This window comes from Enterococcus sp. DIV1315a, from assembly GCF_051712325.1.
Classification (GTDB): domain Bacteria; phylum Bacillota; class Bacilli; order Lactobacillales; family Enterococcaceae; genus Enterococcus; species Enterococcus faecalis.
Genome location: NZ_JBIOOS010000001.1, coordinates 1,813,895 through 1,828,066 on the forward strand (window position 1 = coordinate 1,813,895; position 14,172 = coordinate 1,828,066).

The 14,172-nt window shown below is 37.0% G+C and carries 14 protein-coding genes and 1 riboswitch; of the genes, 1 reads left to right on the forward strand and 13 read right to left on the reverse strand.

From position 1 onward, the window contains the following. Positions 1-5: 5 nt before the first annotated feature. The 9 genes from IGJ03_RS08635 to IGJ03_RS08675 all read right to left on the reverse strand — a co-directional run bounded on the left by IGJ03_RS08635 (position 6) and on the right by IGJ03_RS08675 (position 8,746). Entirely contained in the window at positions 6-1,067 is a 1,062-nt protein-coding gene (locus tag IGJ03_RS08635) for a DUF916 and DUF3324 domain-containing protein (RefSeq protein WP_085444106.1), read from the reverse strand. Between the two features lie 385 nt (positions 1,068-1,452). Beyond that, positions 1,453-2,748 carry an adenylosuccinate lyase gene (gene purB, locus IGJ03_RS08640; protein WP_002356808.1) on the reverse strand — a complete coding sequence of 432 codons (1,296 nt, stop codon included), beginning with the start codon at positions 2,746-2,748 and terminating at the stop codon, positions 1,453-1,455. A gap of 42 nt (positions 2,749-2,790) precedes the next feature. Further along, positions 2,791-3,906, reverse strand: a complete 1,116-nt coding sequence (purK, locus tag IGJ03_RS08645) for a 5-(carboxyamino)imidazole ribonucleotide synthase (RefSeq protein WP_002382795.1) — start codon at positions 3,904-3,906, stop codon at positions 2,791-2,793. Between the two features lie 327 nt (positions 3,907-4,233). Further along, complete coding sequence (locus tag IGJ03_RS08650) at positions 4,234-5,553, reverse strand: nucleobase:cation symporter-2 family protein (RefSeq protein ID WP_002382793.1); 1,320 nt, start codon at positions 5,551-5,553, stop codon at positions 4,234-4,236. A gap of 2 nt (positions 5,554-5,555) precedes the next feature. Beyond that, positions 5,556-6,137: a xanthine phosphoribosyltransferase gene (locus IGJ03_RS08655; protein ID WP_002356804.1), complete on the reverse strand. Its 582-nt coding sequence runs from the start codon at positions 6,135-6,137 to the stop codon at positions 5,556-5,558. Between the two features lie 154 nt (positions 6,138-6,291). Further along, a riboswitch (purine riboswitch) is annotated at positions 6,292-6,389 on the reverse strand. Between the two features lie 146 nt (positions 6,390-6,535). Beyond that, positions 6,536-7,222, reverse strand: a complete 687-nt coding sequence (locus IGJ03_RS08660) for a hydrolase (protein WP_002356802.1) — start codon at positions 7,220-7,222, stop codon at positions 6,536-6,538. 19 nt (positions 7,223-7,241) lie between these two features. Further along, positions 7,242-7,883 (reverse strand): glycoside hydrolase family 73 protein, encoded by a 642-nt coding sequence (locus tag IGJ03_RS08665; protein WP_002366997.1) that lies wholly within the window; start codon positions 7,881-7,883, stop codon positions 7,242-7,244. Between the two features lie 99 nt (positions 7,884-7,982). Beyond that, a complete protein-coding gene (locus IGJ03_RS08670; RefSeq protein WP_002384259.1) occupies positions 7,983-8,162 on the reverse strand; it encodes a hypothetical protein in 180 nt (59 codons plus the stop codon). Positions 8,163-8,221: 59 nt separating this feature from the next. Then, positions 8,222-8,746 (reverse strand): hypothetical protein, encoded by a 525-nt coding sequence (locus IGJ03_RS08675; RefSeq protein WP_002382789.1) that lies wholly within the window; start codon positions 8,744-8,746, stop codon positions 8,222-8,224. 166 nt (positions 8,747-8,912) lie between these two features. On the opposite strand from IGJ03_RS08675, the gene IGJ03_RS08680 reads away from it, so the two are divergent. Continuing rightward, complete coding sequence (locus tag IGJ03_RS08680; RefSeq protein ID WP_375804605.1) at positions 8,913-9,872, forward strand: Gfo/Idh/MocA family protein; 960 nt, start codon at positions 8,913-8,915, stop codon at positions 9,870-9,872. A gap of 601 nt (positions 9,873-10,473) precedes the next feature. Here IGJ03_RS08680 and IGJ03_RS08685 read toward each other — a convergent pair. The 4 genes from IGJ03_RS08685 to IGJ03_RS08700 form a co-directional block, all read right to left on the reverse strand. Beyond that, on the reverse strand, positions 10,474-10,893 hold the full coding sequence (locus IGJ03_RS08685) for a hypothetical protein (RefSeq protein WP_002367000.1): 420 nt from the start codon (positions 10,891-10,893) through the stop codon (positions 10,474-10,476). 112 nt (positions 10,894-11,005) lie between these two features. Further along, positions 11,006-12,358, reverse strand: coding sequence for an asparagine--tRNA ligase (gene asnS, locus IGJ03_RS08690; RefSeq protein ID WP_002384257.1), 1,353 nt, complete (start codon positions 12,356-12,358; stop codon positions 11,006-11,008). A 16-nt stretch (positions 12,359-12,374) separates the two neighbouring features. Next, positions 12,375-13,574, reverse strand: coding sequence for a pyridoxal phosphate-dependent aminotransferase (locus tag IGJ03_RS08695; RefSeq protein ID WP_002384256.1), 1,200 nt, complete (start codon positions 13,572-13,574; stop codon positions 12,375-12,377). 38 nt (positions 13,575-13,612) lie between these two features. Continuing rightward, on the reverse strand, positions 13,613-14,131 hold the full coding sequence (locus IGJ03_RS08700; RefSeq protein WP_002382785.1) for a cell wall elongation regulator TseB-like domain-containing protein: 519 nt from the start codon (positions 14,129-14,131) through the stop codon (positions 13,613-13,615). Between the last annotated feature and the right edge of the window lie 41 nt (positions 14,132-14,172).

Below are 14,172 nucleotides of genomic sequence, written 5' to 3' on the forward strand. Positions count from 1 at the left end.
TTCCTTTATTTTGTTCTACCCTTTCTAAAATAAAAATAAACGCTAATTGTAACAAGACACAATGCGCTAAGACCTATTAACAAAAGCGGTTGCTTTTTTGCTGAAGCTGTACTAGCCGACCATTGTTTTATTTGCGTTTGTGTGAGCATAAAATCTTTTCGCCACTGCCATTCTTGATTACCAACACTTACTTGGCTGTGAACAGTATAAGTTCCCGCTGGCAGGACAACTTCATTCAAAGGTAGATCCATAGCTAATAATGAATTAGGTGCCACTGACACATCTGCTTGTACTTTTTTTAGTAACTCTTTTGGCTGATCTTTTTTGGTTAACCAGTTGGTAATTGTCGCTCCTTTCATAACTTTTGGTTGTCGATTTTGGAATGTTGCTTGAACAACAGGTAGGCCACCGCTGATCGTTGTATCAACTTTTTTTAGTTTCAATTCTGCTCCTTCATCAAATGGCTGTTTATCTTCTGTCAGCATGATTGAAATAGTATAAGCATAGGTTGATGTAAATTGATTAGTTGTTAATGATTCATCCTCTAGTTGTTTGACAAATCGTAATGCACCTAATTTAACTCCCGAAAATGGCTCTTTAGGCGTTCTAATTTCATAATTTACTATTTTTTCTTCAAAGTTTTTTACAGTGACCGTAGCTTCCTTATTTTGCAAATGAACAATTTGTGTGATGGAATTCGTCAAACTAGAATCTAGTTTGGGGCTCGTCTGCGTATAATCAATCTGTCCATCCGTTCCGTTCACTGCATCATGAATACTTAAAGCGACAGTTACGGACTCTTTTTGCAAACTTCTGATTTTCACTTGAACAATCTGCTGACTACTTGGCTGAACACCTAAATAAAAATAAGTTTGATTCTTATCTAGCTGATTATCTGGTATCACACTTTCAACCGTGAAACCCGCTAGCGGCTTTGACTCAGGTTGTTGAGCTAAAGCAACTTCGAAATGCAAAAAGATTAAATAATAGCTAATTATAAAACAGAGATAACTAAACACTTTTATTCCATTCCCTGTCGTTTTGTTTGGAACTTGTGACAAATTCATTTCAACCACCTTTTTCTCCTTGCCTTAATAATTATCGTTAATGAATTCAGTATAGCCGAAGATACAAAAAAAATAATTTTAAATTTTTAAACCAATTAATTGAAAAATAACTTTTTCTTCCCCTGTAAAGGTTTAATAGTGCTTTTTGCCTATGAAAATGCTTAAATTTCATTATTTTATGAAAATAACTCCTTTAAAATTCAAAGTACAACTAGTAAAATAGCAAACAAACATCAAAAGGTAAGTGAATGTCACTTACCTTTTGATGTTTGTTTGCTAAAATTTAATGATTTTTTTACTATTTTCTACTGAATAATTTTCAATTATTTTTCTGAAAATAACTAAGAGAAAAGCGAGAAGAAGCACTCTTCTTCTCGCTTTCTTTTTATCCTAAACCAACACGTTCAAAAATCGTGTCAACATTTTTTAAATGATAATGGTAATCAAAGGCATCATCTAGCTCTTCTTTTGATAAGACAGATGTAATTTTTTCATCCGCATCTAGCAACGGACGGAACGCCGTTTGATGATCCCATGCGTAAGCTGTTTTTGGTTGGACCAGATCATACGCTTCTTCACGTGTCATGCCATGGTCAATCAATTTTAACAAGACACGTTGGCTATAAATTAGTCCATAGGTCGCATCCATGTTACGCTTCATATTTTCTGGGAAGACCGTTAAGTTTTTGACAATATTACCAAAACGATTCAACATGTAATTTAGCAAAATCGTCGTATCGGGAATAATAATCCGTTCAGCAGACGAGTGAGAAATATCTCGTTCATGCCATAAACTCACATTTTCAAAGGCAGTAATGACATGACCACGAATCACACGTGCCAAACCAGTCATATTTTCAGAACCAATTGGATTCCGTTTATGCGGCATTGCCGAAGATCCTTTTTGTCCTTTTGCAAAAAATTCTTCTACTTCACGTGTTTCTGATTTTTGTAGACCACGAATTTCTGTCGCAAATTTTTCAATACTTGTCGCAATTAATGCCATGGCAGAAACATATTCTGCATGTAAATCACGTGGTAAAACTTGTGTCGAAATCTCTTGAGCACGGATCCCCAAATGTTCGCAAACATATTCTTCAACAAATGGTGAAATATTGGCAAAGGTACCTACGGCTCCACTGATTTTACCCGCTTCGACACCTTTGGCTGCATGTTCAAAACGTTCAATGTTGCGTTTCATTTCAGAATACCACAACGCTAATTTCAAACCAAATGTAGTCGGTTCTGCATGAACACCATGCGTTCTTCCCATCATGACCGTATGTTTATACTCTTTGGCTTTGGCTCCGACAATCTCCGTAAATGTTTGTAAATCTTTCCGTAAAATATCATTCGCCTGTTTCAATAGATAACCATAGGCAGTATCCACAACATCTGTGCTGGTTAACCCATAGTGTACCCATTTTCGCTCTTCACCAAGCGTTTCTGAAACGGCACGAGTAAAAGCGACAACATCATGACGTGTTTCTGCTTCAATTTCTAAAATACGTGCAACATCAAATGATGCATTTTCTCGGATTTTTTGTACATCTTCTTTAGGAATCTCGCCAAGTTCTGCCCAAGCTTCATCCGCCAAAATTTCAACTTCTAGCCATGCCTTGTAGCGGTTCTCATCTGTCCAAATTGCGCCCATTTCGGGTCTTGTATAACGATCAATCATTGTACCTTATCCCCTCTTTACTCCTCAATTTTTGAAAAATAATTACGACCAAATCTTTGTTTCTTTAATTTCTTCCAGTGTTTCATCGATTTCTTTGGTTAATATAGTAATATGCCCCATCGCTCGTTGCGCTTTTGCTTCACTGTGGCCATAATAGTGGAAATGCCAATCTGGATGTTCATTAATAATGTCCATCGTTTCATAGGCCTCATTTCCAAGCACATTGACCGTGACTGCTTCAGACAACAGTTGAATCGTTGGCATTGGCCAATTACATAAACCACGAATATGCGTATCATATTGGCTAAAAGAACAAGCATCTATAGAAAAATTCCCAGCATCTTCTGGACGAGGTAAAATTTTATTTACATAAATCCCGCCTGTTTCTGTATAAAACATTTCAATTGAAAGGGTGCCGACTAAACCAACTGCTTTAGCAATCACCTTAGCAATTCGTTGCAACTCACCACTGACTTCGTCATCAATTCGGGCTGGTGCAATCGTTTCATGTAGCTTACGCTCTTTTTTAATTGTTTCCACAACTGGAAATGTCGCAAATTCGCCACGACCATTACCAGAAATAAGAACAGATAATTCTTTTTCGTAAGGAATCCAAGCTTCCAAAACACAGGTTCCTTCTCTTAGAAGATTCATGGATGGCGCTAAGTCTGAAGTACTATGTAGTACATAACGACCTTCCCCTCGCGTATTCTTCAAGATACACGGATAACCAATGCCATCAATTGCTTCTTGAATATCAGTCGGACTAACAATCGTTGCATAAGGGGCAATCACAATATTATTATCTTCCAAGAAACTTTTTTCCATTAAGCGATCTTGCGTAATCGCTAAAATGTCTGTTCCTTGCGGTATATTCGCCAAATGTTGAATCGCTGTTAACGCATCAACATCTGCATGTTCAAATTCATACGTAATCACTTGGGCACGTTTTGCCAATTTCTCTAACGCTTCAGGATCATTATATGCTCCTAATAATTGCCAATCGGCAACTTGTGCAGCAGGACAATCAATTTGTGGATCTAGCACACCCACTCGAAACCCCATTTCTCTTGCACTAAGGGCCATCATTTTTGCTAAATGTCCGCCACCAATGATACCAATCACTTGACCAGGTAATAGTGGTTTATCCAAGTTCATCACAACTTTCCATCACAGTTTTATCCTTAAAATCCTTCTGCGGTTTCTCGTCGCAGTCTAGCCTTTAAGAGTGCTCTTTTTACATGATACAAGGAAAAAGGCTCAACTTCAAGTGCCAGCAGTGTTTCCATTAGGTTTTCTCATCAGAATTTATTAACATACTTTAGGATAAAACAGCGGTAACTTACTACTCGTCTCTTTGTAACCAAGCTTTTTTCTCTTTTTCTCTTCAGATTGATGAAAACATTAAATTTTTCTAAACGATGATTAGGTCAAAAAAGTATGAAAGAAAAGCCACCTGACCTTATCTATCATACTTTTTTGAAACTATTCGTTACTTTCTGAGGTTTCTTTTAAACCATTGAATAAAAGATTTAAAATAATTGCGGTAATGCTGCTCATGACAATTCCATTACCAGTAAACATGCTAACAGTTTCTGGTACTTTATTAAAGAGCGTCGGCATAATATTAAAGCCTAAACCAAAGCCAATCGAGATGGCAATAATTAATAAATTTTTGTCATTTGAGTAGTCAACTTTTGACAACATGCGCATTCCTTGGACAGCCACCATTCCAAACATAACCAGCATTCCGCCGCCTAAAACTGGCTCTGGGATAATTTGGGCCATCGCACCAATTTTTGGTAATAAGCCTAAAATAATTAAGAAAAAAGCAGAAAAATAAATTGGTCGACGTGTTTTGATCCCAGATAATTGAACTAACCCGACATTTTGAGAGAAACCTGTATAAGGAAACGTATTAAAAATCCCCCCTAAAATGACGGCTAAACCTTCTGCATGATACCCACGACGTAAATCATCTTCGCCAATTTTCTTCCCTGTAATATCTCCTAAGGCAAAATAAACACCTGTTGATTCAACCATACTAACAATTGAAATAATAATCATCAACACAATAGAAGAAAGATCAAACGTTGGTTTGCCAAAATAAAATGGCTGTGGAAAATGAAACCACGTAGCTTGACCAACAGGAGATAAGTCCACTAATCCCAGAAACGCAGCTAAAATTGTGCCGCCGACTAGGCCGATTAACACGGCAATTGACTTGATAAAGCCACGTCCCCAAACTTGCACAACAATGATTAAGGCAATTGTTACAAATGCGAGGAGCAAGTTTTTAGGATCACCAAAACTTTTGTCCGTTGCTAAGCCGCCACCCATTTTTTCAACAGCAACAGGAATTAAGGTCAAACCAATAACTGTAATGACTGTGCCGGTGACTAAAGGCGGAAATAGACGTTTAATTTTTGAGAAAAATCCTGCAATAAGAACGACAAAAATGCCCGAAGCAATAATTGAACCGTAAATTGCACCAACCCCTTTGTTCGTACCAATCATGATTAAAGGTGCAACTGCTTGAATGGCACAACCTAAAACGACTGGCAAGCCAATCCCAAAAAACTTATTCACCGTTAATTGTAAAAGTGTCGCAACGCCGCACATAAAAATATCGATTGAAATCAAATACGTCATTTGTTGCGAATCAAAATTCAAGCCGGTTCCGATTAATAAAGGTACGGCAACTGCTCCAGCATACATCGCTAATAAATGTTGCAATCCTAAAACGGCGGCTTTCCCATTTGGTGTTTCCGTCTGTTGTGGTGTATTCAATTGTTTTGTTTCCAAGATTATGCATCCTCCTCTAAAAACGTCACCGTTCCTTCACTTAATGAAGCAATACGTGCTAAAGAGACTACATTTAAGCCCATGTCTTCTAATAACTGACGACCATCTTGGAATGATTTTTCAATTACGATACCAATTCCTTCAACCTTTGCACCAGCCTGTTGGCATAATTCTACCAATCCTTTGGCAGCTTGTCCGTTAGCTAAAAAGTCATCAATAATCAACACTTTATCAGCATCAGATAAAAATTTTCTTGAAATGGAAATTTGACTTGTCACTTGTTTTGTAAATGAATAAACTGAAGCCGTTAAAAGCTCTTCATCCATGGTTAAACTTTTTGCCTTACGAGCGAAGATCATTGGCACGCCTAATTTTTGCGCTGCGTATAAGGCAGGAGCGATTCCTGATGCTTCAATTGTAATTACTTTGGTAATGCCTGCTTCTGCGAAAACCTCAGCAAAACGATTACCCATAGCCTCCATTAATTCTGGATCCACTTGGTGCGTAATAAAACTATCTACTTTTAAAACACCTTCACCTAATACACGGCCATCATTTTTAATACGTTCGACTAATTCCTTCACAATATGAACTCCTTTACTTATTTTTCGATAGATGCTTTGTTCTCATCCTGAGGAAAGGACGGTTCGTTAAAAACGAACGAAATAAAACAAAGTGCTATTTATATTCGTGTTCTAACAAAAGAAAAAAGCCCATTTTGCCAAAGCAAAAAAGGGCTATCCGCTCTTCTTCACTTATAGACCAGCATTTACGGTGCTGGGTAGAGACGGTCAACCGTATTTTGACCTTATACAAGCTTCTATGTTTCTCTAGGATAGTACAAAAATCTCTAACTTTCAATGGTTTAACAACTTTTTTTCATTAGAATTTTCAAATAATTGGTTCATTCTTCCATTGTTCCGTAAAAGCGAACATTAAATAGCCAAAAACGCTTTGGCAGGATAGACTGCCAAAGCGTTTTTTATTCTTCATCGGTTGCTTTTTCTTGTTCACGATATTTTTTCATTTTTTTGCTGAATAATTCACCGTTACTAGGGGGCGTATATGTAATAGCATTCGCTCCGGCGATAATGGTTTCATGAATACTCGATTCAGTTGGTCCTCCTGTTGCAATAATCGGTAATTCTGGATACTTGCCACGGAAATAGCGTACGGTGGCTGCAGTGTCTTTTCCTGCACTGATATTAATCATATCCACGCCAGCCGCAAGTTTTTCATCAATTGGCGTATGAATAGAAGTTACTGTACTGATAATAGGAATATCGATTGCTTCATCCACCATTTTAATTGTTTCAATTGGTGTAGGACCATTCAAAACGACACCCATTGAGCCTTGTGCTTCTGCAAATAAACTCATATAAGCAGAACGCATGCCTTGCGTTAAACCGCCGCCGACTCCTGAAAAGACAGGAATATCCGCTGCTTCAATAATGCCTTTTGTAATCGCTGGATGCGGTGTAAAAGGGTATACAGCAATCACTGCCTGTGCATCCGTATTGCGGATAATCGCAATATCTGTCGTAAAAATAATTGATTTTATTTTACGGCCAAAAATTTTAATGCCACTGGCTTGCCGAATAATCTCTGGCATTTTTACAATATCTTGTTTCAGCGGCGTCATAATTTCTGGAATCCACTTTTCGCTCATTGTCATCGTTCCTCCATGCTTAACGGTCGTATTTATTTAAATTGTATTCTTCAATTACATGAATGATCTTATCAGCGTATGTAGGATCCGTTGCGTATCCAGCATCTTGAAGCGCTTGTGCAGCCTCTTTATAATTTTTGGCTAACAAGACTTTTTCATATAAATTTGGATCCCAATCGACCCCATCAACAAATAACTTGGTATGATCTCGCATGGATTCTTCCCAATTGTCATAAACTCGAAAATCACCCTGAATCGTAATCCAGACCTCATTGACATACTCTTTTGTTTCTAAATTGACTTTTGGTTGATTGCCATATGCTTTAATCCCAAAAAGATTGTTATATTTCGATGCTAATTGACTTTGTCCAAAATTAGATTCTAAAACTGCTTGCCCCATAATAATACTTGGTAATACCCCGTAAGATTCTTGTAATTCACGTGCATACGGTGTGATTTCAGCAACAAATTCTTCTTTTGAGATGTTTTCATTTTGGCGATTGACTGACTCGCTTTGTCCCTTATCTGAATCAGAAAGGACAGATAACGAAAAGACAAAGGCCAAACCGACGACAACTACGCCTAAGAATAACTTTGGCAAATTCAGCTGCTTTTTTCTTTTTTTCTGATAGTTGCTCACTTCATTAATTCCCCACTTCATCTTTTATTTTCCGATAAAATGTTTCACTATCTTTCACTTTCGTGATTGATTTCATTTGTTACTATAACCGAATAATTGTATCATTTTCACAGAAAATTATCAACTTTCATCACTGCTTACGCTCGTGATTTCAGTACTTGATTCAGTGGTAGCAGTTGAAGAAACTGTACTACTTTCAGAAATTTTAGTGGATGATTTCACTGTTGTTTCAGTTGATGTGTGAACAGATTCTTCAACTGGCTTTTTGCCAAAAAAGACAAAAATTACCGCACCAAACATAATAATCACAGATAAAATCCCAGCAATTGTGTATTTCAAAAGACCATCCTTCCTATTCGTTATTCACCTACGTAAGTATCCATCAGATTTTCATTGACCCAATCTAATAATTCAACTTTTGAACCTTCCAATTGTCGTTGAATCGTAGCTGGTAACCGGAATGTAATAATATCATCAAAACCCCATTCGCCATAGGCCAGCGTCACTTTCAAATCAATATAACCAGCAGCAATTTCTTGTTCCTGTTTATTATTAGGAATCAATTCTACAACGCCCAAATCAGATTGTAACCATTTTTTGGCAATTGTTGTTTTTAACCGTTTATATTCCGAAACAGCTAGGTTACGTTTTTCCGGAAATAAGATGGTTTGGCGGAGTATTTTTTGAGTCAGCATCCACTCATAATCCGTAAATAAATTCTTAATTTTTTGCATGACTTCATTGTCCAAACCAAATTGGCCTTCTTTCCAAGCTTGCCAATCGGCTGCTTGAATTTGATAAGCGGAGTAAAAATTTTCTTCTGTTTGGTACTGTTCAATAATTGCGTCAACAATAATATCTACATAAACTTGATGCATAATCATTCGCCTCCATTTTCTATTTTACTGAAATTCTCTAAAAAAAGCATCTTTTTATCTCTGGATTTTATCATATTTACAAAATTGTCCTTGTTTTCTAATTTCTCTTGTTTACAGTATAATAAATAATGAAGAAGATTTGAAGAAATTGCATAGATTAGGAGGACTTCTTTTGACAAAAAAATTATATCAATGGGGCATCGTAGGATTAGGTGGGATTGCCCACGAATTTGCTTCAACGTTTAAACAAGAAACTAGCCAACTTGCAGCTGTTGCTTCACGGACATTGACTAAAGCAGAACAATTTGCCGCTGATTATTCAATCCCTAAAGCCTATGGTTCTTATGAAGAATTGCTAGCAGATGAAACGATCGATGTTGTCTATATAGCAGTGCCAAATAAACAACATGCTGAACACATTTTAAAAGCGCTCCAGGCCGGAAAACATGTGTTGTGTGAAAAAGCTATTACGATGAACGCGGCAGAATTAAAACAAGCCTTGGCAGTTGCAGAAAAAAATGACCTTATTTTAGCAGAGGCCATGACTATTTTTAACATGCCACTATACGACGAATTACGTCGCTTGATGGATGCTGGCAAATTTGGTCAGTTAAAAATGATTCAAGCACCATTTGGAAGTTACAAAGAACCCGATCCTAAAAATCGCTTTTTTAATCCTGACTTAGCAGGCGGCGCATTGTTAGATATTGGTACTTATGCGGTTTCGTTTGCTTGTTGGTTTCTCAGCTCACAACCTGACGTTTTAGCTTCTAGCATGGTTCCCTTCTCTACTGGCGTTGATGAACAATCGGTGACATTGCTTCGGAATAAAGAAAATGAGTTGGCTACTATTTCATTAACATTCCAAGCAAAAATGCCAAAGCAAGGAATTGTTGCTTTTGAAGATGCCTATATTACCATTACAGATTATCCACGCGCAGATGAAGCGATTGTTCACTACAACGACGGTACGGTTGAGACCATCGTTTCTGGGTATTCAGCTGAAGCCATGAATTACGAAATCTACAATATGGTTGAAGCAATCAAAGGTACACAACCCAACCGCTCCTTATTTTTCACGACAGAAGTCATTGATATTTTGGACCAGATGCAAAAATTATGGCAGGCGTAAGGGAATCAAAAAGAGCGTGGGACAAAAATCACTTTGGATTTTTGCTCCACGCTCAAAAACTGATACACGGCGAGAACAGAAGCAACCCCTTCGGCTTATTTCTCGGAGTTAAACACTTCTGTCCCGACCTCTTTTTGTTTTACTGCTTAATTATTTTTACTAGTTTGAGATATATCCCTAACAGTATCATAAATACTGCACTAACTCTTAACTCTGTATTATACTCATAAAGCCAAGTAGCTTGTGAAAAGACAAGAAATACTAAAAAAATAATTGGTATACAAAATAATCTATTCTCTTTTTCTGTCAAAAAAATGATTGACAGTGATAATAAAAATAACGGAATAAACATAAATTGTAAAAATATGTTCGATAAGACAACTATGTAATTCTTAAATAAGACTGGATTGATCCAGATAATTGCAACAATAGTCAATACAAAATATCTAATGATACTTTCCGTCCTGATGGCATATAACAGTCCTAGGAAAGCCAACAGGCTACCAATTATATCTTCATAGGCAAATAGATGTGTACTGATCATCGCTTCTGTTCACCTCCTTTAATAATAAAAGCTTAATTCAGTTTTTCTCTTTCTTTCCTACTTCTTCTCAGTTAAGTTTTGTAACAATAAATAACAAAAATAGACCACTACGATCAACTGAATCATTAACCAACTAGGCGTTACTTCACTTAACACTGTTTCTCCATAACTACTCCCTAACAACGCAAAAGTCAAAACCAAAAGTGCCTCTGGAATAAATGAGCGTGTTTTTTTGTAGAAACTTTCGATTAAAAGAACCACACCTGTCATTATAAAAAATAACGGTACAACCAAAATGTCATATATCAGATAAAAAAATCCACTATCATTTATAGAATAGCTAATTAGTTTAAATATGAATAAATTTTTCCATGTTACAGCTAAAATAATCCATAAAACGTATTTCATTGTATAGCGATCAGAGACAAATAAAATTACCGAAAGCAGAAAAATAAATAAAAAACCAAAGAAAACCATCTTTTTTACTCCCTTAACATTACTAATTGGTGAATATCAATTTAAGCTTTATCGCATCAAATAAAACTGGAAGTTCAAGCTAAACGCTTAAACTTCCAGTTTCCATTTTTCTCTATGGATAAATACGGTTTAACATACGTGGGAACGGAATCGCTTCACGAATATGTTCATTACCAGTAATGAACGTAACAGCACGTTCTAAACCTAATCCGAAGCCAGAATGTGGCACAGAACCGTATTTACGTAAATCTAAATACCAGCTGTATTCTTCTTCAGATAAGCCAAACTCAGCTACTTTTTCTTTCAAATAATCATAATCAGTTGCACGCTCTGAACCACCGATAATTTCACCATAACCTTCTGGTGCAATTAAATCGGCACAAATTACAACATCTTCACGTGTTGGATGTGGTTTCATATAGAAGGCTTTAATTGCTTTTGGATAATTTAAAATGAATGTTGGAACGCCATAGTAATTTGAAATAAAGGTTTCATGTGGGCTACCAAAGTCTTCGCCCCATTCAATGTGATCATAATCATTGTTTGCTTCTTCTTTTTGTAATAACTCAATCGCATCATCGTAAGTAATACGTTTGAATGGTTCCGAAACATATTTCTCTAGTAACGCTGTATCACGTTCTAAAACATCCAATGGATATTGTTGATTTTTCAATACCGATTTAATTAAATGTTTTACATAGGCTTCTTGAATATCTAGTGATTCTTCATGAGTTGTGTATGCCATTTCTGGTTCAATCATCCAGAATTCCGTTAAGTGACGACGAGTTTTGGATTTTTCCGCACGGAAAGTTGGTCCAAAAGTAAAGACTTTTCCAAATGCCATCGCACCAGCTTCTGCATATAATTGACCTGTTTGTGATAAGAATGCTGGTTGTCCGAAGTAATCTGTTTCAAATAATTCTGTTGTGCCTTCTGGTGCTGAGCCTGTTAAAATTGGGCTATCAATTTTAATGAATCCTTGTTCGTTAAAGAACTCGTAAGTAGCACGAATAATTTCGTTACGAACTAACATGATTGCATGTTGTTTGCTTGAACGTAACCATAAATGACGATGATCCATTAAGAAATCTGTGCCGTGTTCTTTCGGCGTAATTGGGTAATCTTCTGAAGCGCCAACGACTTCTAAATCAGTGATATCCATTTCATAGCCGAATTTAGAACGGCTATCTTCTTTGATAACACCAGTAACCATGACTGCTGTTTCTTGTGATAAATGTTTAATTTCTTGGAATTTTTCTGTACCAGCTTCTTCACCAAAGGCTCCAATGAAGTTTGGTTTGAACACGACACCTTGGAAAAAGGCTGTCCCGTCACGTAATTGTAAAAAGGCAATTTTTCCGCTTGAGCGTTTGTTAGCAATCCAAGCGCCAATTTTTACTGTTTCTCCAACATGTTTGTTTGAATCAATAATTTGAATTTGTTCCACGTTTGTCTCTCCGTTCATTTCTTAGTTTATTCTTTTAGGCGTTGTGCTGAATTCGTTTCTTTTCTATAAAGTCGTTCATTCGCTCAATCGCTTTTTCTAACGTCATTAAATCTGTCGCATAGCTCATCCGCACATGTTCTGGTGCACCAAAGCCCTCTCCCGTTACCAGAGCAACATGCGCTTCTTGTAATAAATCTTCCACCCAGTTAGTCACGTTATCATACCCACAAATTTCTAACGTTTTTTTGACATTCGGGAATAGATAAAAGGCGCCTTCAGGTTTTATTAGCGAAACGCCTGGCAAAGCTGCTACTTTTGGATAGATATGATTCAGGCGTTTTTCAAAGGCCTGACGCATGTCTTCAACTGTCGACTGTTCACCTGTTAAAGCCTCAATTGCCGCATATTGGCTAACCGCGACTGGATTACTGGTGGATTGTGAAGCGAGTTGTGTCATTGCTTGAATAATTTTTTCATCACCGACTGCAAAACCAATGCGCCAGCCTGTCATTGCATATGTTTTGGAAACACCATTAATAATGATTGTCTGTTGACGAATTGCTTCTGAGATGGTTGCAATTGGTGTGAACCGATGTCCATTGTACACCAAACGGCCATAAATATCATCTGCAATAATGAGGATATTATGAGCAACTGCCCATTCACCAATTTGGCGTAATTCTTCTTCCGTATAAATAACACCAGTTGGGTTAGATGGTGAATTTAAAATGATTGCTTTCGTTTTGTCTGTTCGTACAGCTTCTAATTGTGCGACTGATACTTTAAATGATTGCTCTTGCGTGCTTGATACAAATACTGGCTTGCCTTCTGCTAACTTGACTTGTTCACCATAACTTACCCAATAAGGGACAGGGATAATCACTTCGTCCCCAACGTTCAAAATGGCTTGAAATAATAGATATAGCGCATATTTGGCACCATCTGTCACAATAACTTGCTTGGGTTGATAACAAAGTTGATATTCTCGTTCCACATAAGAAACAATCGCTTGCTTTAATTCAGGAATACCGCCAGAAGGAGTGTAATAACTTGCTCTTCCATCCTCAATTGAAGCAATTGCTGCTTTTTGAATATTTTTCGGGGTTACAAAATCTGGTTCCCCAACCGTTAAGCTTAAAACATCTACACCTTTTGCTTTTAATGCTTTCGCTTTGGCGGCAGCTGCTAATGTAACAGAAGGAGTCAATTGCTGTGCTCGATTTGATACGTTCATACACCTTTCACTCCCACTTTCATCAAAACCTATCTAAATTAAATATCTTTGACAACGTTGATCTCTTCACCTTTATCAAAGCTCATCAGATAATACGTCAGTACTCCTTGATCATTTTCGGTGACCACTTCCCATGCAGGGCGCTTATCATAAAGCCCTAACGTAGCTTTCATCACCGATTCATCGGGATGGGCTTTAGCAACAATGTCTGTTATTTGTTGTTCAGTTTGACCATCTTTTTGATTTAAGACCGTGACTTTTTCTCCCGATTTAGGGACAATCACGACAATCTCTGTGCCTTTATCATTTTTGCCGGTTAAAGTAAAATACGTATTTTTGCGTGTAAACCAGTAAAATTTATCAACTGTTTCTAAATTAGCAGAAGTTTTGGCAATTGCGGTTGCTTCTTTTTTGGCTTGAGCCATTGGTTGATTGGTTCGTACAAAAAAGATAATTATTGTTACAAGAATTGCTAAAAGGATTGCCAATAGGGTTAAAAGGACAGTAATCCGTTTCTTCTCTTTCTTTTCTTCTAATTCCTCCAAAAATCCTTCCATCCTCTCTAAACTTACTGGGTCTTATTATAGCAGAAAAATAG